A 17,065-nucleotide genomic window follows, 5' to 3' on the forward strand; every position below is an offset into this window, starting at 1 on the left:
TCGATACCATCGATCCCGGCCGCGCCCTGACCGCTCGGCGCGTCCCCGCCTCTCTCCTCGGAACGTCGTCCAGCGCCTCGCTCAAGGGTCCGCGACCCGCCGTCGCGACCCGGCAATCCGACAACCACTCCGCCGGGGGCATCGGCCCGAGGGGAAGCTCCGGGATATCGCTGGCGGTGAGCCGTGGGACGGGACGCACGACCCCGGCGCGGCTTGCCGGTGGAATCCTCACCGTGCCGCGCCTTGACCGCTTGCCGTACGTCACCGACCGACAGCAGCAGCAGCGCTGCGGAAATCGGGAGCCGATTTCCGCAGTGTGGTTCTCGGCGAGGACCGGGGTGACGGCTCGGGAGAAGACGCGTGCCGCCGCCGCGGCGCCGCGGCCGAAACCCGATCGAACGACGCAAATGGCGCGGAGCCTTGAAGTCGCTCTTCGATTTCGGTAGAAAGCGCTCACTATGGCCGAGAAGCTCGCCGACGATCTGCTCCGGATACACAGGATCATCACGCGCGGTATATCCGTCGCGCGGGAACGCGGCTCCGTGTTCGCGCGGACGGATTTCCCGGACGCGAGGACGCGGGAAGGGTACGTCTCCTACGCGCGAGCCCTGCTCGCCACGCTTGGCGCCCACCACGGGGCCGAGGAGCATCTCGCCTTCCCGCGCTTCCGCGAGCGGATTCCGCACGCTCCCTACGACCAGCTCGACCGCGAGCACCGGGACCTCCTGCCGGCTCTCGCCGCCGCCGACGATGCGGTCGAAAGCGCGCTCGCCGGCCTTCCCGCATCCGTCTGGCTCGGCCGGCTGCTCGGAGCGCTCGACCGGGTCGACCAGCTCTGGCATGCCCACATCGCCGTCGAGGAGGAGCACTTCAGCGGCGAGACGATCGACGCCGCCTTCAGCGGCGCAGAACAGGGAGAGCTCGCGCAGGCGCTCGGGGGCTATGCTCAGGAGAATTCCGGGCCCGACTACCTCGTCGTGCCGTTCATGCTTCACAATCTCGAGCCGGCCGACCGCGCCGCGTTCTCCGCGAAAATGCCGCCCGTCGTGACGCAGCAGCTGGTGCCGTTCGCGTGGAAGGAGAAGTGGGCTCCGATGGAGGCGTTTCTTCTGAGTTGAGGAGCGCCCGTCATCCGGCCGGCCGCGCCGGCGGCGTCGCCTGAAGCACATCGGCGAAGCGCCGCTTGCCGGCCACCCGAAGGCGCGGATCGCCGCGCTTGCGTCCTACGCGTTGGGCTTCTTCGTCTGGACCTTCTTCAGGACCTTGCGGAGTCTCGGATGCTTCCGCATGCGGGCTCGCCAGAAGCGCTGGAGTCCCGGAAAGACGGTCGTAAGGATCGCGAGACCGACGAAAAGGAACGGCCAGCCGGGAAGGATCGGGATCACGACCCCGGCGAGGCCGACGAGGAGGCAGAGAACCGCGAGCGTGATGCGGACCGCGCCCGGCCAGTCGCGGATCGCCTGATGCAGCGGCCGGCGGCGGCGCCGCCGAGGCTCCGTCATCGCGGGGGACCGCTTCCGGCGCCCGGGAAAGAGATCGTCACGGCTCTTCGAACGTTCGTCCTCCCGCGGATATTCTTGCACGCGGCAAAAGAACGCCCGCCTCGCGGCGGGCGTTCGAAAGCATCGTCAGGGCTCCTATCGCTGGTCGGGTGGATTCGTGGTCTCCGTCACGGTGATGCGCTTGACGACCGGCCGTTCGCTGGACCGGACCGGGACCGTGTAGATCCGGACCTTCTTTCCGATGCGGATCGAGCTCGGCGCCTGCGACTCGTCGGTCATGATGTAGGTCACCTTCTTGCCGTGATGGCCTTCGATCGTGATCGACCTTCCCGGCTCGTAGGCGCTCACGGTGCCGTACACGGTCGTTTCCCGCGTGGTGGTCATGTTGCCCTGCTCGTCCATCTGTCGGGTTTCGGTGGTCTGGCGGGGTCGTCCCTCGGCGTCCGTGTCGTTCGTGACGATCCGGGAGACGGTGGTCGTCCCGGGCTCGGTCGTCAGGGTCACCTCGCGGCCGACGGCGACGTCGCTCGGAAGCTCGACGTTGGGCGTCAGGATGAAGCTGACCTCGCGGCCTCCCTCTCGAAGCACGATCTGGTGACCGGGCTCGTAGCGGACGATCGAGCCGCGATACGTGGTTCGCGTGGTGGTCGTGGTCGTCTGGGTGGGCACGCCCTCATCGGGAACGGCTCTCGACGGCTCGTCGCTCTGAGCGCCGGCGAGCGAGCACACTCCGATGGCGGCGCCGATCAGGAGAAGCGATTTCGTTTTCATGCGGCCTCCTTTCGAGGTTTTCCGTATTTCCGGACCGGAAAGTCCGCCCGGAACTCATCGGAAGAAGGCAGCAATCGGGATGCCGCAACGGGCTCGCGCCCCCGACGGTCAGGATTTACAAGTCATTATTCGGCAGCGTATTACGCGAATCAGCCGGGGCGGCGCGCGGGAGCTCCGCGAGCCCGGCGGTCACCGTTCGAAAAAGTGACGCTCCACCCGCGTGAGGTCCTCGGCGGTGTCGACGCTCCAGGTGTCGGAGGGAGATTCGGCAACGTGGATGTCGATGCCGTTTTCGAGGAACCGGAGCTGCTCGAGGCGCTCGGCGATCTCGAGAGGCGACGCAGGAAGAGCGGCGAATCGTTCGAGCGCGTCGCGCCGGTAGGCGTAGAAGCCGAGGTGCTTGCGGTACTCGGGACCGCTCCGGTCGCGGTCGAAGGGGATCGCGGCCCGCGAGAAGTAGAGGGCGCGCCCGTCGAGACGCGTGACCACCTTCACGGTGTTCGGGTCGCCGGCGGCGGCGGCGTCGAGCGGCAGCGCCAGCGTCGAGATCGCGACCTCCGGGCTTCGAAAGAGCGAGAGCAGGGCGTCCACGTGGGCGGCCGTGACCATCGGCTCGTCTCCCTGGACGTTGACGTAGACGTCGGCGGGAAAGCGCGCGGCGATCTCCCGGATGCGATCGGTCCCCGAGACGTGGTCGGAAGAGGTCATCTCGACGTCCATGCCGCGCGCGCGGCAGTGCTCGTAGATCTCCGGCGCGTCGGTCGCGACGATCAGCCGCGAGAGCCGCGTCGAGCCGCGCCCCCCGTCGTACACCCGCTCGACCATCGACTTCCCCGCGATCGAGACGAGGGGCTTTCGTGGGAGCCGCGTCGAGGCGAGCCGGGAGGGGATGACGCCGATCACTTTCATCGCGAGCGATGTTACCGCAGCGGCCGGGCCGCTCCGGATAAGATCGCGGCATGAAGCGCCGGCTCGTCTTCGCCGCCGCGGCCGCGGCCGCCGCCGCGGCCCTCGCGGCGGCGGCGCTCTCTCCGGAACGCGCGGCCGAAATCCTCGCCCGGAAGAACACCGGCCTCGCGCAGCTCGAGGAAGGAAAGTACCGGGAAGCGCAGTCGACGTTCGGCAAGCTCGCGGAGCTCGTCCCCGCCGAGCCGCTTCCCTGGGCGGACGGCGCCGTCGCGGCGCTCCGCGCCGGCGACGCGCCGGCGGCCGAGCGCCTCCTCTCCCGGGCGGAATCCGCCGCCCCTCCCCGTGCCGACCTCTTCGCGATCGCCGCGGCGATCGCGCAGGCGAAGAACGACTCCGCCCGCGCACGGGCGATGCTCGCGAAGGCGGCGGCGCTCTCGCCGCGCGACCTCGAGTCGCGGTGGCGATGGATCCGCTCGGCCGAGATCGACCCGGCGGCGAAATCGGACCTCGCGACGCCGGCCCGGTATCTCCGGGAGATCGTGCGCGAGTCGCCGGCGAACGTCCCCGCGTGGACGAAGCTGCTTCTCGTCCGGATCCAGGCGGGCGACGCGGCGGGCGCGCGCGAAGCCGAGGCGTCTCTCGAGAAGATCCTCTCTCCGCCTGAACCCCGCGTCGGAAAGTACCTCGGCGAGGGACGCGAGCTCCTGCGCGCGGGCAAGCTCGCCGAGGCGGGGATCAAGTTCCGCATCGCGGAGAACCTCCTCCGGGTGACCGACCGGTATCGCCAGTCGCTCTCCGAGCTCTACACCGACGTCGCGGGACTGCCGCTCGAGAGCTTCTCGGCCGCCTTCGAGGAGAGCCTTCGGCCGAAGGCCGGCGCCCCGGTTCCGGTGTCGTTCTCCGAGAAGCGCGCCGGACGGGAGCTCGATCCCGACGCTCTGGCGCGGCGCGTGGATCTCAAAAACGACGGACGGCCCGAAATCTACGCGGTGCCCTCCCCCTTCCGGGACGCGGTCTTCTCGGACCTCGACATGGACGGCGATCTCGACGTCTATCTCTTCGGCTCCGGAGGCCCCGACCGCCTCCTGCGCAACAACCTCGACGGCTCCTGGACCGACGTCACCGCGGCGACCGGCGATCCGCGATTCTCTTCCTCGCGGGTCGTCGCCGTGGACGCCGACCGGGACGGCGATCCGGACCTCCTCTGCGTGACGGCCCGGGGGGGCGCCGAGATCCGCTCGAACCTGCGGCAGGGACCCTTCGAGACCGTGTCGCTCCCCGTCGAAGGGGCGGTGGACGCCGCGGCGGGGGATCTCGATGCCGACGGCCTTCCGGATATCGTCGTCGCGACGAAGACCGCGCTCGTCTTCCTCGTCAACCGCGGCGGCGGCAAGTTCGAGCGCGCCGCCGGCGGCGATCTCGCGAAGCTTCCCGCGGGATTCACCCCCCGGCGGGTCGTGCTCGCCGACCTCGACAACGACGGCTTCTCCGACGTCGTCGTCGGCGGCGACTCCGGTCTCGTTTTCTTTCGGAACGCCGGCCTCGACACGTTCACCGGGTGGCCGGTCGCGCCGCGCGGCGTGGGCCGCGTCGACGCGATCGCGGCGATCGACGCCGACCGGGACGGCGATCTCGACCTCGCCGTCTCCGGCGGCGGGCGGATGCGGCTCTTCGAAAACGCGGGCGGCAACGCCAACAACTGGCTCGACGTCGTCCTCGAAGGGCTGGCTTCCGGCTCCGGAAAAGTCAACCGGGGCGGGGTCGGATCGCTCGTCGAGATCAAGGCGGGGAACCTCTACGCCGTGCAGACCGTCTCGCCGCTCGCGACGCATTTCGGCCTCGGCAAGCGCGCGCGCGCCGACGTCGTGCGGTGCGTCTGGACGAACGGGATCCCCCAGAACCTGATCGACCAGAAGGGCCGATCCACGGTCAAGGAAGTGCAGCAGCTCAAGGGCTCGTGCCCGTTCGTCTACGCGCTCGACGGGAGGACCGGAAAGTGGAGCTTCGTCTCCGACGCCCTGGGCCGCGCCCCGATCGGGCTCCTCTACGACGGCGTCCACCTCGCCGGGGCCGATCCCCGCGAATGGCTGAAGATCGACGGAGGAGCGCTCGCCCCCGACGCGCACGGCGTCCTCTCGCTCGACTACACCGAGGAGCTCTGGGAAGCGGCGTTCCTCGACATGGCGCGGCTGCTCGCGGTCGACCACCCGGCCGGCACCGATATCGTGCCGAACGAACGGATGGTTCCCGGCGTTCTCGAGAAGAAGATCTTCACGGTCGCGCGTCCCCGTCCCGTTCGCGGCGCCCGGGAGGACGGCGAGGAGGTGACGCGCCTGCTCGACGCCGCCGACCATCGCTACGTCGTCCCCGGCCGTGCGACGGCGTACCAGGGCGTGCGAACCGAGCATTCCCTCGTTCTCGACCTCGGGCCGATCCCTCCGGGCGCCCGCGTGATGCTCTACCTCGAGGGCTGGATCTTCTATACCGACACGTCGATCAACGTCGCGATCTCCCAGCGGCGGGACATTCACCCGCTGGCGCCGCTCCTCGAGGTGCCCGACGGGAAGGGAGGCTGGCGCGTCGCGATGGAGTCCTTCGGCTTCCCGGCCGGGAAGACGAAGACGATGCCGGTCGATCTCACCGGGATCGTCGATCCGCGCGACCCGCGCGTGCGGATCCGGACGACGATGGCCGTCTGGTGGGACGCCGCGTTCGTGACGGTCGACGATCCTCCCGTCGAGACCCGCGTGACGGAGCTTTCCCCGGCGCGCGCCACGCTCGCGTTCCGAGGTTTCTCACGGCGCTACCGCGAGGCCGACGACGGCCCGGAGCTCTTCGACCACGACGCCGTGGACCCTTCGCCGCACTGGGCCGACGTTCCCGGGCGGCTCACCCGCTACGGCGACGTGACGCCGCTTCTCTCGGACGCCGACGACCGCTGGGTGGCGTTTGCGGGGGGCGACGCCGTGCGAATCGAGTACGACGCCCGCGGGCTGCCGCCGCTTCGGGCCGGGTGGCGGAGGGACTGGGTGCTCGTCTCGGACGGCTGGGACAAGGATTTCGACAAGAACACCGTCGCCGGGACGACCGTCGGCCCGTACCCTTTCCACGCGATGACGGCGTATCCGTACCCGGAGGGGGAGCGTTTCCCCCATCCGCGCTTCCTCGACGAGTGGGTGACCCGCCCGGTCTCGCCGGCGGCGTTCGACGCGTGGGTCCGGGACTTCGGGGAGCCCGCGCTGCGTTGAACCGGGCCGTCCTCGTTTCCGTCGCGCTCTGGGCCGCGGCGCCGTCGGCGCGCGCCGGCCCCCTGACGTTCTCCGACGCCACGAAGGCCTCGGGAGTGCGCATCAAGCTCGACCCCGATCTGAGGCGCGGCCGGATGATCGCGACGATGGGAGGCGGCGTCGCGGCCGCGGACTTCGACGGCGACGGGTTCGTCGATCTCTTCTTCACGGGCACGGTGGCCAACGCGAACAAGCCGCAGAAGGGCCCGTGCGGCGTCCTCTACCGCAACCGCGGAGACGGGACGTTCGCCGACGTCACCGCCGCTTCGGGGATCCGCGCCTGCGGCTGGACCATGGGGGCGCACTGGGTCGACGTCGACTCCGACGGTTTTCCGGACCTCGTCGTCGCGGGGGTCGACTGCACCCGCGTCTGGAGGAACCGGGGGGACGGGACGTTCCGCGACGTCACGCGCGCGCTCGGGATCGACGTCGGACGCCAGTTCACGATCAGCGTCGCCGCGGGCGACGTCGACGGCGACGGACGGACCGACCTCTACTTCCTCGGGTATCTCGAGACGACGCCCGAGAAGGAGCGCGCGTTTCCCCAGTTCCAGATCCGCATGCCGGAGGACTACGCGGGGGAGACGGGGATCCTCTTCCGCCAGCGGGAGGACGGCCGGTTCGAGAACGCGACGGCCCGGTCCGGCGGCGACAACGCGGGCGGAAAGGGAACGGGCGCGGTCTTCTTCGACTACGACGGAGACGGCAGGCCGGACCTCTTCGTCGCCAACGACCGCGTCTCGAACCGGCTCTACCGCAACCGCGGGGACGGCGGCTTCGAGGACGTCACCGATCCGGCGGGCGCGGGGGCGCGGGGCGGGAAGGCGCGCGCCGGCATGGGCATCGCGGTGGGGGATCCCTTCGGGAGCGGCCACCCCGATCTCTACGTCACGAACTTCTCGGGCGAGACGAACACGTATTACCGAAACGTCGAAGGGGAGCTCTTCGACGACGCGACCGAAGAACTCGGCGCCGGCCGCCAGTCGTGGCCGTACGTCGAGTGGGGAACGCACTTCGCCGATTTCGACGACGACGGCCGGCCCGACCTCTACGCGGTCTCGGGCCATCTCGTGCCGCACCTCCTGGCGAAGATCGCGGGCCTCTTCAACCACCGGCATCTCGCCGACATGTTCCAGGGGGACCAGTCGTATCGGGAGCCGATCACCCTCTGGCGCAACGCCGGGACGAGGTTCGAGGACGCGGCCGCGGGCTCGGGAGATCTCGGCCGGACGCGGCTCTGCGCCCGCGGCTCGACGGTCGCCGATTTCGACGGCGACGGACGGCTCGATCTCGCCGTGGCGGCGATCTCCGGGGGAGCGCGCGTGTTCCGGAACGCGACGGCGCAAGCGGGTCACGCGATCGAGATCCTTCCCGTGCCGGGCACGGACCGGCGGACCGTCCTCGGCACGAAGGTGCGCGTCACCGCCGCCGGAAAGACGCAGGCACAGGAGTTCATCGTGCAGCCTTCCTACGCCTCCGGATCGTGGGTCCCCCTCCATTTCGGTCTCGGTGCGTCGGCGCGCGTCGAGAGGATCGAGATCGTTCCGCCCGGCGAATCCGCGCCGCGTTGGACGGTCACGAACGTCGCAGCCGACCGGCTGTACCGGCTTCGCGACGGCGCACTGACCGAGGTTAGGAAGTTCCGGCCGGCCAACCGATCCGCCGCCGTCCCGCCGCCCGATACCCACCCTGAATCAAGGGCAGACCCGTTGTCAGATGTCGATCCGGCATCACGTTTGAAATCTGAGCCGGGCGTCGCCCCCGGGGAAGCGGGGGTCCAATCCCGGCTGGGTTCCCGCTTTCGCGGGAACGACAACCCTGGTCCTTCCGCGCCGATGGTGCATTGAGAGCGCTGCGAATCCTGCTGGCGGTCGGACTCGTCGCGGCGATTGCGATCGCGGCGGCCTGGAAGATCGTGTTCCGCGAAGAGAGCTCCCGCCGGACGCACGTCACCGGGACCCTCTTCCGCGACGCGACTTCGGAGTCCGGCGTGCGATTCCGGTTCCACGGGGACTTCTTCGACGCGAAGCTGATTCCGACGATGGGGGGCGGCGTCGCGGCGGCCGACTACGACGGCGACGGGTGGACCGACCTCTTCTTCGTCACGCAGATCGCGCACGCGAAAAACGGCGTCAACACGCGCCCCGGCCGTCTCGAGGACTGCGCGAAGCTCTACCGCAACCGGGGCGACGGAACGTTCGAGGACGCGACGGAGCGCTCCGGCATCCGGGCGTGCGGCTGGGGGATCTCGGCGATGTGGGCGGACCTCGACTCCGACGGCTTCCCCGATCTCGTCGTCGGAAACTCGGGCGGGAACACCGTCTGGCGCAACGGCGGGAACGGGACGTTCGCTCTCGTGAGCGGCTCGGGGCTCGAGAGCGGGAAGATGACGATCGGCCTCGCGGCGTTCGACGCGGACGGCGACGGGATTCCCGACGTGTACGAGGGGAACTACCTCGACACCGATCCGGTCCGCGAAGGCAAGATCGGATTCGAAGTGAAGACGCCGGACGACTATCCGGGCCAGGACAACGCGCTCTTCCGCGGACTGGGAGATCTCCGCTTCTCCGACGTCACCGCCGACTCCGGAACGGCCGACCCGGGCTCCAAGACGATCGGAGCGGCCGCCCTCGACTACGACGGCGACGGCCGGACCGATCTCTACGTCGCCAACGACCAGTGGCGCAACACCCTCTTCCACAACGAGGGGAGCGGGCGCTTCCGCGACGTCTCGGAGGAGACCGGCACCGGCTATCCGTCCGAGGGGATCACGGCGTTCGGGCGCAAGACGCGGTCGGGCATGGGGCTCGTCGCCGATGACCTCGACGGCGACGGCCGTGCCGACCTCTTCGTCACGAACTACGCGGCGGAGCCGAACACGCTCTACCGCAACCTCGAAGGGCAGCTCTTCGAGGAAGGCGACCGCGCCGCGTTCGGCGGCGACCGCGATCCCTCGATCCCGCTCTCGGGGTGGGGAGCCGTCGCGCTCGACTACGACAACGACGGGCGCGACGACCTCGCCGTGTCGAACGGCCAGATCCTCCCGCGCTTCTGGACCGTGGTCGGCTCCTGGATCAACCCGAAGGGAAGGAACTTCGCCGTCGGGGAGAAGAGCTACGCCCAGCGCCAGTTCCTCTTCCGCAACGTTTCGCGGCCCGGCGAGCCGAAGTTCGAGGACGTGTCGGCCGTGGCGGGAGATCTCGGGCGTCTCTGTTTCGTCGGGCGGGGTCTCGCGGCGGCGGACTTCGACGGCGACGGAAGGCCGGATCTCGCCTACAACCCGATCGACGCGCCGGCCGTCGTCCTGAGAAACGCGGCGCCGGCGGGCCATGCGATCGAGGTGCTCCCGGCCGCGGGCGCGGACCGGAAGACCGTGCTCGGCGCCGTGGTCACGGTCGGGGGACGGCCGAAGTCGTTTTTCGTGGCGCCGTCGTACGCATCGGGGTCGTGGCTGCCGCTGCACTTCGGGATCGGGAGCGCGACGCATGCGGCGGCGGCGATTCGCTGGCCGGACGGCGCCATCCAGGACCTCGGCGACCTCGCGGCGGGCGCGTGGAAGGTGCGAAAAGGGGAGACGGCAAAGCCGCTGAGGCGGCTTCGAAAGGCTGCTGGAAAATGAATCCGGCGCTTTTCAGCAATCCGTCAGGGCCAGAGCTCGAATCCTGCGGCGGCAAAATGACGATCGAAAGAGAAGGCGCGCCGGACATCGTGCCGGCGCATGAGCGCAAACGACAGGCAGTCGGTGAGCTTACCCGCTGGTCGGCGAATTTCTCGAACAACGCGATCGCGGACCGTTCCGTGGCGGCGTCCGCATGCAGAATCTCGAGGGTCTCGGAATCGTACAAACGCCTTCCCCGTTCGGCGGCGAAGGGATAGTCCGCACGTCTGGCCAACAGTGTCAGCGTCTCGTCGAGGACGTCGTGACTCGTGAAGATCTTCCTCGGCTTGCGGCGTTCCAATTCCTTCCAGGCGCGCGCCGCGCGGGAGTGGAGAGTGTCGGAAGAGAGGTATCGAGCCAGAAACGCCCCGGTGTCGATGAAGATCAAACGTCTTCCTTCTCGAGGTACCGGTCGTGATGACGCGCGAGATCGCGGGGGGTGCGACCGCGGAAGACGGCGTCATCCTGCCAGAGAGAATCTTTCTGCCCGGCCGGCGCGGGATGGTCGAGCGATTCCCGAAGCGACGTCCGGAGCAGGTGGCCGAGCGAAACCTTCCGCTTGGCGGCATAGCGCGTCGCCTTCTCGTGGAGCTCCGAGGGGAGCATGACCGTCGTTCGCTTCATGGCGCCACAATAAAACAGCCATAATTATGCCGGGCGCCCGGCCGTCGTGATCGATTGCCGCCTTCGACGCTCCCCGAACGGGACGGTCAGCGATCCTTCATGAGCCGGCCGTTACGCCCGAATCACCTCGACGTCGTAGGCGTCGAAGGCGGGATCTCGTGTGACGATCGGCATGTCCTCGATGCGCGATTGAGCGATCAGCATTCGGTCGAAGGGGTCGCGGTGATGGAGGGGGAGCGACGCAACGTCGAGGGTGTGGCCGAAGTCGATCGACAGTATACGTACGTCCGTAGTCTCCATCCATTCGGGCATCAACTCGGCGGGCGCTCCGGGAAGGTCGAGCTTCTTCGTCGCGTGTTTGATCACGATCTCCCACGAGCTCACGGCCGACAGGTAGAGCTCGTTGTCGGGCGATTCCAGAACTCGAAGCGTCGAGGATTCAATGCGTTTCGGCGCGCTCAACAGCCACAGCCAGGCATGAGTGTCGAGGAGTACCCTCAACGGTAAAAATCGTCGAGGATGTCGTCGGGAAGCGGGTCGTTGAAATCCTCGGGAACATGAAATCGTCCCGCTTCGCTTCCGAACGTTCGTTTCTGCGGGAGCCCGGAAATCTGGACCAATTTTGCGACGGGCTTTCCAGCGTTGGCGATCACGATTTCCTCGCCCTTTTCGACCCGCTTCAGGAGCTTCGAAAGGTGGGTCTTGGCCTCGTGGACGTTCACCGTCTTCATGGAAAGTAATATTAGCTAAGTCATCAGACTAAGTCAATATCGTCTTCGGGTCATCAGATTTTTTCGATTTCCTTTCCTTCGACCCACCGATATCGCCCGGGGCCGAGACTCTTGACTCCAGCCTTCGTCCCGTCCGGCCAGACGACTTCCACCGCTTCCGCAGCCGGGCTCGCGCCGAGGCCGAACGTCAGCGTCTTCTCCGAGGCCGACGCGTACGACTTCGCCGTCGAGACCATCCGCACCTGCGGCTTTCCGCCGACGGTTGCCGTCACCCTCGCGCCGATCGCGTCGCGGTTGGACTTCCCGGCGCCCTCGAGCGTGATGCGAAGGCTCCGCCGGGGCTGATCGAGCCGATTGAGGAAGACGTGCGCCGGACCGCCGTTCTCGACGACGACGACGTCGAGGTCGCCGTCGCCGTCGAGGTCTCCGTACGCCGCTCCGCGCCCCACGAGCGGGATCGAAAGACCGGCCGCGCCCGTCGCGTCCGACATCCGCCCCTCTCCGGCGTTCCAGTAGAGCGTCGGCGGCTCGCGATAGGCGACCGCCTTCTGGACCTCCTGCACCGAGTTCTCGACGTGTCCGTTGGCGAAGAAGAGGTCGGAGCGGCCGTCGAGGTCGTAGTCGAAGAAGAAGACGCCGAAGGTGAGCGACAGCAGCGAGTCGCGTCCGATTCCGGAGGACGCGGAAAGATCGAGGAACACGTCTCCGGTGTCGGTCCAGTAGAACGATTTCATCTCGTTGGAGAAGTTGCCGATCGCGAGCGCCGCGCCGCCCGGCTTCGCGTCGGACCAGTCCATGCCCATGGCCCCCCGCGAGCGGCCCGCCTCGTTGACGGCGACCCCCGTCTCGACGGCGACGTCGGTGAACGTGCCGTCCCCGTTGTTGCGATAGAGGTTGTTCGGCGCCGTGTCATTGGCGACCGCGAGGTCGATCTTTCCGTCGCCGTTGTAATCGTACGGGGCGACGCCGAGCGCCTTCGCGTTGGTGGTTCCGACCCCCGCCGCCTTCGTGACGTCGAGGAACCGCCCGTTCCCTTCGTTGTGGAAGAGACGCGACGAGTTGCCGTCGTAGCGCTCGGGCGTGCAGTACGACTTGTGAACGCCGTCGAGCGCGCAGAAGATGTCCTTGCCCGGGCTCCAGTCGACGTAGCGGGCGAGGAAGAGGTCGAGCTTTCCGTCGCCGTCGTAATCGAAGAATGCCGCCGACGTTCCCCATCCGGGATCGCCGGCGCCGGCGCTCTTCGTGACGTCCTCGAAGCGGCCGTGCACGTTTCGGAAGAGCCGGTTCCCTCCCATGTTCCCCAGTCCCGTCACGTAGAGGTCCTCCCAGCCGTCGCCGTCGAAGTCGCCGACGGCCGCGCCCATCCCGTACAGGACCTTCTCCAGCCCCGCCGCCGCCGTGGCGTCGCGAAAGCGCGGCACGCCTTCCGGCGAGCTCCCTTCGTTGCGGTACAGCGCGAGCGACGATTTCTGCGAGCGCCCCCGCGGGTCGCCGGACCAGTATGCCGACGAGACGAGCAGGACGTCGTTGTGTCCGTCGTTGTCGTAATCGAAGATCGCCACGCCGCCGCCCATCGTCTCCGGCATCCACTTTTTTCCGGACGCCCCGTTGACGTGCGTGAAGGCGATTCCGGTCCGCGCCGTCGCGTCCTCGAAGCGGACCGGCGGGACTTTCGCCTCGACCACCGGAGCGATCCTCGCGGCGGGCGGCGGCGCGGCCTTCCGGCAGGCCGCGACGAGGCCGGAGACGATCAGGACGCAAACAGCGCTTTTTCTCATGCGGAGCGAAAGTTTATAGCCCCGGCGTCTCTTTCTGTCATTCCCGCGGACGCGGGAATCCAGACGAGATTCGCCCACTGGGTCCCCGCTTTCGCAGGGACGACTGGTACGAGTCGCCTCAGAGCGGCACCGATCCTGCCGGCACGCACCCGCCCGGCTCGATGCATCGCCGCGCCTTACCCGCCGTACCGCCAGCCGGTCTCCTGCAAAGTCAGCGCCTCGGCGTTCGGATCGATCATCCCCGAGTCGACCACCTCGCCGAAGAACACGACGTGGTCGCCGATCGGCTTCGAATCCACGACGCGGCAGTCGATGTAGGCCGAAGCGTCCGCGAGGACCGGCGCGCCGGTCGTCTTCGTCATGAGCCGGTGTCCTTCCATTCCGCGCTTGTCGGCTTTCGCGAAATGCCCCGCGGTGTCCTTCTGGCCCGATTTGAGTATCGAGACGGCGAACACCTTCGACTCCTCGATGAGCTGCCGGGTCGCCGCCTCCTTCTCGACGGCGAGCGCCACCATCTCCGGCTCGAACGAGACCTGCGTCAGCCAGTTTGCCGTCATCGCGTGGTCGCCTTCGCGCCCGCGCGTCCCGACGACGTAGAGGCCGTACGAGATCTGCGAAAGGGGGGTCTTCGGTTTGGCCATGGTCCCTCCTCGGGTCGAATGCTAAGGCCATTTCCGCCGGGTCGCACGGCCGTCTATCGGGCGATGATGCAACGCATGCAGAAGATGCACGGAGCCGAGAAGAAGTAGCCGTCTCGAGTCTGCGAGCCGCGAGCCGGGGGCCATGCTCCCGGCTCGCGCGTGCCGGTCCGTTGTCCCGGTCCTCCGGCTCGCCGCGTCGTTCGGGCGATACGCTCCCCTGTGCTAAAATACGACAGTGAGCGGCTTCAAAGACGAGTGCGGCGTCTTCGGCGTCTGGGGTCACTCGGATGCCGCCAACCTCGCCTACCTGGGTCTCTACGCCCTCCAGCATCGCGGACAGGAATCGGCGGGCATCGCGTCGATCGACGACGGCAAGCTCTTCATCGAGAGAGAGATGGGTTACGTCGCCGACGTCTTCGACGAGGCCCGCCTGTCGCGGCTCCCCGGGAAATCGGCGATCGGGCACGTCCGCTATTCGACCGCTGGAGACTCCTCGCTCTCCAACGCGCAGCCGATCGTCTTTTCGTCGGGGCGCGGGCCGCTCGCGCTCGCCCACAACGGGAACCTCGTCAACGCGAAGGAGATCCGCGCGCACCTCGAGGAAGAGGGCGCTCTCTTCACGACCAACTCCGACTCCGAGATGATCCTGCACCTCGTCGCCCGCGCGAGGCGCGACGGGCTCGCTTCGGCGCTCGTCGAGGCGCTTGGCGAGGTGCGCGGGGCGTTCTCGATCGTCGTCCTCGGCCAGAACGAGATCCTCGCGGCCCGCGACCCGAACGGGTTCCGTCCGCTCGTCCTCGGGACGCTCGACGGCTCGCCCGTCGTTGCTTCGGAGACGTGCGCGTTCGATCTGATCGGCGCGACCTACGTGCGCGACGTGGAGGCGGGAGAGATCGTGAAGTTGACCGACGCCGGCGTCGAGTCCATCCGGTACGCCTTCCCCCGCCCGACGCCGTGCGTCTTCGAGCACGTCTATTTCGCGCGCCCCGACTCGCTCGTCTTCGGAAAATCCGTGGCGGCTTCCCGCGAGGCGTTCGGCGAGCGGCTCGCGAAGGAGCATCCCGTCGAGGCCGACATCGTCGTGCCGGTGCCCGACTCGGGCACGTACGCCGCGATCGGCTACGCGCGGGCGTCGGGGATCCCGCTCGCCCTCGGGCTCGTCCGCAACCATTATGTCGGCCGCACGTTCATCGAGCCGAAGCAGGCGATTCGGAGCTTCGGGGTCAAGGTGAAGCTGAACCCCGTGCGCGAGGTCGTCGCCGGGAAGCGCATCGTGCTCATCGACGACTCGATCGTGCGCGGCACGACGTCGAAGAAGATCGTGAAAATGCTGCGCGATGCCGGAGCGAAAGAGGTTCATCTGCGGATCTCTTCGCCGCCGACCCGCTTCTCCTGCCATTACGGGATCGACACGCCGACCCGACGTGAGCTCATCGCGTCCCACTCGAACGTAGAGGAGATTCGCGCTTTCGTCGACGCCGACACCATCGGTTATCTCTCGACCGAGGGGATGATGGAGGCGTTCGGCCGTCCCGAGCACGCCACGTGCGCGGCGTGCTTCACCGGGAAGTACCCGGTCGAGATCCCGGAGGCCGAGGCGGAGCCCGAGGAGCAGATCTCGGAGCAGCCCGCGGGCCTCGAAGTCGGGTCGTGAAATCGGGTGTTGAGGGAGAATCGATTCGGCCAAAGCAAGCCCCCGTTTTCAATTCCACGCGTGTTTCGTTCCCTGCCGCCTGTCATTCCTCGTTCCTTGCCTCCTGTCATTCCCGCGAAAGCGGGAATCCAGCGACCCGTCCTGGTTCCCCGCTCCCCGCTTTCGCGGGGACAAGCTTCGGGGGAGGACGATCTGCGGTCGCTCTTCTCGCCGCCTTCTTGACCGCTCCTGTCACCGCCGCGAAGCTTCCGCGCGTCAAGCCCTCCGCGATCCTCGTCACCGGCGCGATCCTGATCGACGGAACGGGCGCGGCCCCGGTGCCCGATTCCTGGATCCTGGTTCGCGACGGGCGGTTCGTCGACGTCTCGACCGTCGCCGCGCGCCGCGGCCGGGGCGCGCTCGCCCGCGGCGTCCGCGTCGTCGACGGGACGGGGAAGTGGATCGTGCCCGGCTTCGTCGACGCGCATGTCCACGTCGAGTCGGCGGCCGACACGAGGGCGATGATCCGCTGGGGCGTGACCTCCGCGCGCCTCATGGCGGAGGGCGCGCGGGCGGCGGCGAAGGCGGCGGCACGCTCCCGCTCGCGCCGCCGCACTCCCGAGCTCTTTCCCGCGGCGCCGATCTTCACGATCCGCGGAGGGTGGTGGTCCGACGAGCCTCCCGATCCGGACCTCGACCGCTTCCCGGCCGACGCCGCGTCCGCCCGCGCCGCGGTCGACCTCGCGCGGCATCTCGGTTCGGCCGAGATCAAGGTCATGGACGACGACATGGGGTGGTGCCGCGATCCGCTGCCGAGGCTTCCGAAGATCGCGACGGCCGTGCGATCCGCTCTCATTGCCGAGGCGCGCCGTTTCGGGCTTCGCGTGTCCGTCCACGCTCCCGAGCTCGCCGACGCCTCCGACGCCGTGGCCGACGGCGCCACCGTGCTCGCCCACGGGATTCTCGACGCGCCCGTCCCCGACGATCTCGCCGGCCGGATGCGCGACGGGCACGTCTTCTACGTCCCGACGTTCGACATCTTCGACTTCCTCGCCGATCCGCCGGCGTTCATGACCCGCGCGCTCTCCGATCCCCGCATCCGGGAATCGCTCCCGAAGAAGACGCTCGCCCGATACCGGAGCGCCGCGTATTTCGAGACGTACCGGAAGCGCTACCCGAACGCGGCGTACGTCTCGAGCCGGCTTCCGGTCCTCTACGCCAACGCGGCGAAGCTGAAAGCGGCCGGCGTCGAGGTCGCGCTCGGCACCGACATGTGGGCGTTTCCGGGCGCCGGAGTCCATCTCGCGCTCGAGGACTTCGTGCGCGCCGGGTGGACGCCGCTCGAGGCGATCCGCGCGGCGACGCTCGTCTCCGCCCGGTCGCTCGGCGCCGACTCCGATCGGGGAACGATCGCGCCCGGCAAACGCGCCGACTTCGTCGTGCTCGAAAACGACCCCCTCCGCGACATCCGCAACACCCGCTCGATCGAGCGGGTCTTCAAGGCGGGGCGGGTCGCCTGGAGCCGGTACGA

At 68.5% G+C, this 17,065-nt stretch carries 15 protein-coding genes and 1 pseudogene; 7 read left to right on the forward strand and 9 right to left on the reverse strand.

Annotated features, from left to right (window positions below; all coding sequences use genetic code 11):
- Window positions 1-458: 458 nt before the first annotated feature.
- Window positions 459-1,118: a hemerythrin domain-containing protein gene (locus tag VKH46_03320; protein HKB69846.1), complete on the forward strand. Its 660-nt coding sequence runs from the start codon at window positions 459-461 to the stop codon at window positions 1,116-1,118.
- Between the two features lie 105 nt (window positions 1,119-1,223).
- Here VKH46_03320 and VKH46_03325 read toward each other — a convergent pair whose 3' ends face one another.
- The 3 genes from VKH46_03325 to kdsB all read right to left on the reverse strand — a co-directional run bounded on the left by VKH46_03325 (window position 1,224) and on the right by kdsB (window position 3,182).
- Window positions 1,224-1,502 carry a hypothetical protein gene (locus VKH46_03325; protein ID HKB69847.1) on the reverse strand — a complete coding sequence of 93 codons (279 nt, stop codon included), beginning with the start codon at window positions 1,500-1,502 and terminating at the stop codon, window positions 1,224-1,226.
- A 135-nt stretch (window positions 1,503-1,637) separates the two neighbouring features.
- Window positions 1,638-2,273 carry a hypothetical protein gene (locus VKH46_03330; GenBank protein ID HKB69848.1) on the reverse strand — a complete coding sequence of 212 codons (636 nt, stop codon included), beginning with the start codon at window positions 2,271-2,273 and terminating at the stop codon, window positions 1,638-1,640.
- Between the two features lie 189 nt (window positions 2,274-2,462).
- Window positions 2,463-3,182 carry a 3-deoxy-manno-octulosonate cytidylyltransferase gene (kdsB, locus tag VKH46_03335; GenBank protein HKB69849.1) on the reverse strand — a complete coding sequence of 240 codons (720 nt, stop codon included), beginning with the start codon at window positions 3,180-3,182 and terminating at the stop codon, window positions 2,463-2,465.
- A 50-nt stretch (window positions 3,183-3,232) separates the two neighbouring features.
- Between kdsB and VKH46_03340 the strand changes: the two genes are divergently transcribed.
- From VKH46_03340 to VKH46_03355, 4 genes are read left to right on the forward strand one after another with little or no spacing between them, the layout of a single operon-like run.
- Entirely contained in the window at window positions 3,233-6,430 is a 3,198-nt protein-coding gene (locus VKH46_03340) for an FG-GAP-like repeat-containing protein (protein ID HKB69850.1), read from the forward strand.
- Window positions 6,427-8,316 (forward strand): CRTAC1 family protein, encoded by a 1,890-nt coding sequence (locus VKH46_03345; protein HKB69851.1) that lies wholly within the window; start codon window positions 6,427-6,429, stop codon window positions 8,314-8,316. Before VKH46_03340 ends, VKH46_03345 begins: the two co-directional genes overlap by 4 nt.
- Window positions 8,313-10,088 carry a CRTAC1 family protein gene (locus VKH46_03350; GenBank protein HKB69852.1) on the forward strand — a complete coding sequence of 592 codons (1,776 nt, stop codon included), beginning with the start codon at window positions 8,313-8,315 and terminating at the stop codon, window positions 10,086-10,088. Before VKH46_03345 ends, VKH46_03350 begins: the two co-directional genes overlap by 4 nt.
- Window positions 10,085-10,345, forward strand: a complete 261-nt coding sequence (locus tag VKH46_03355) for a hypothetical protein (GenBank protein HKB69853.1) — start codon at window positions 10,085-10,087, stop codon at window positions 10,343-10,345. The genes VKH46_03350 and VKH46_03355 overlap by 4 nt, the downstream gene beginning before the upstream one ends.
- Here VKH46_03355 and VKH46_03360 read toward each other — a convergent pair.
- The 6 genes and pseudogenes from VKH46_03360 to VKH46_03385 all read right to left on the reverse strand — a co-directional run bounded on the left by VKH46_03360 (window position 10,291) and on the right by VKH46_03385 (window position 13,901).
- Window positions 10,291-10,515: pseudogene (locus VKH46_03360) on the reverse strand (VapC toxin family PIN domain ribonuclease). The gene VKH46_03355 and the pseudogene VKH46_03360 sit on opposite strands and share 55 nt — an antisense overlap.
- Entirely contained in the window at window positions 10,512-10,751 is a 240-nt protein-coding gene (locus VKH46_03365; protein ID HKB69854.1) for a hypothetical protein, read from the reverse strand. Before VKH46_03365 ends, VKH46_03360 begins: the two are co-directional and overlap by 4 nt.
- Window positions 10,752-10,862: 111 nt before the next feature.
- Window positions 10,863-11,252, reverse strand: coding sequence for a type II toxin-antitoxin system VapC family toxin (locus VKH46_03370; protein HKB69855.1), 390 nt, complete (start codon window positions 11,250-11,252; stop codon window positions 10,863-10,865).
- Window positions 11,249-11,482, reverse strand: a complete 234-nt coding sequence (locus tag VKH46_03375; protein HKB69856.1) for a type II toxin-antitoxin system Phd/YefM family antitoxin — start codon at window positions 11,480-11,482, stop codon at window positions 11,249-11,251. Before VKH46_03375 ends, VKH46_03370 begins: the two co-directional genes overlap by 4 nt.
- Before the next feature lie 53 nt (window positions 11,483-11,535).
- Window positions 11,536-13,260: a CRTAC1 family protein gene (locus tag VKH46_03380; protein ID HKB69857.1), complete on the reverse strand. Its 1,725-nt coding sequence runs from the start codon at window positions 13,258-13,260 to the stop codon at window positions 11,536-11,538.
- A gap of 176 nt (window positions 13,261-13,436) precedes the next feature.
- A complete protein-coding gene (locus VKH46_03385) occupies window positions 13,437-13,901 on the reverse strand; it encodes a flavin reductase family protein (protein HKB69858.1) in 465 nt (154 codons plus the stop codon).
- 235 nt (window positions 13,902-14,136) lie between these two features.
- Here VKH46_03385 and purF point away from each other — a divergent pair, with 235 nt between their 5' ends.
- Together purF and VKH46_03395 are read left to right on the forward strand one after the other, a co-directional pair.
- On the forward strand, window positions 14,137-15,555 hold the full coding sequence (purF, locus tag VKH46_03390; GenBank protein HKB69859.1) for an amidophosphoribosyltransferase: 1,419 nt from the start codon (window positions 14,137-14,139) through the stop codon (window positions 15,553-15,555).
- Between the two features lie 218 nt (window positions 15,556-15,773).
- A partial coding sequence (locus VKH46_03395; protein ID HKB69860.1) for an amidohydrolase family protein occupies window positions 15,774-17,065 on the forward strand: 1,292 nt, incomplete at its 3' end.

The sequence above is a fragment of the Thermoanaerobaculia bacterium genome (assembly GCA_035260525.1).
In the GTDB taxonomy this organism is placed as follows: Bacteria; Acidobacteriota; Thermoanaerobaculia; order UBA5066; family DATFVB01; genus DATFVB01.

Bases quoted from the DNA above. Each gene is read 5' to 3' on its own strand.
- VKH46_03320 (HKB69846.1), top strand. From the start codon at position 459: ATGGCCGAGAAGCTCGCCGACGATCTGCTCCGGATACACAGGATCATC.
- VKH46_03325 (HKB69847.1), bottom strand. From the start codon at position 1,502: ATGACGGAGCCTCGGCGGCGCCGCCGCCGGCCGCTGCATCAGGCGATC.
- VKH46_03380 (HKB69857.1), bottom strand. From the start codon at position 13,260: ATGAGAAAAAGCGCTGTTTGCGTCCTGATCGTCTCCGGCCTCGTCGCG.
- VKH46_03365 (HKB69854.1), bottom strand. From the start codon at position 10,751: ATGAAGCGAACGACGGTCATGCTCCCCTCGGAGCTCCACGAGAAGGCG.
- VKH46_03375 (HKB69856.1), bottom strand. From the start codon at position 11,482: ATGAAGACGGTGAACGTCCACGAGGCCAAGACCCACCTTTCGAAGCTC.
- VKH46_03355 (HKB69853.1), top strand. From the start codon at position 10,085: ATGAATCCGGCGCTTTTCAGCAATCCGTCAGGGCCAGAGCTCGAATCC.
- VKH46_03385 (HKB69858.1), bottom strand. From the start codon at position 13,901: ATGGCCAAACCGAAGACCCCCCTTTCGCAGATCTCGTACGGCCTCTAC.
- VKH46_03340 (HKB69850.1), top strand. From the start codon at position 3,233: ATGAAGCGCCGGCTCGTCTTCGCCGCCGCGGCCGCGGCCGCCGCCGCG.
- VKH46_03330 (HKB69848.1), bottom strand. From the start codon at position 2,273: ATGAAAACGAAATCGCTTCTCCTGATCGGCGCCGCCATCGGAGTGTGC.
- kdsB (HKB69849.1), bottom strand. From the start codon at position 3,182: ATGAAAGTGATCGGCGTCATCCCCTCCCGGCTCGCCTCGACGCGGCTC.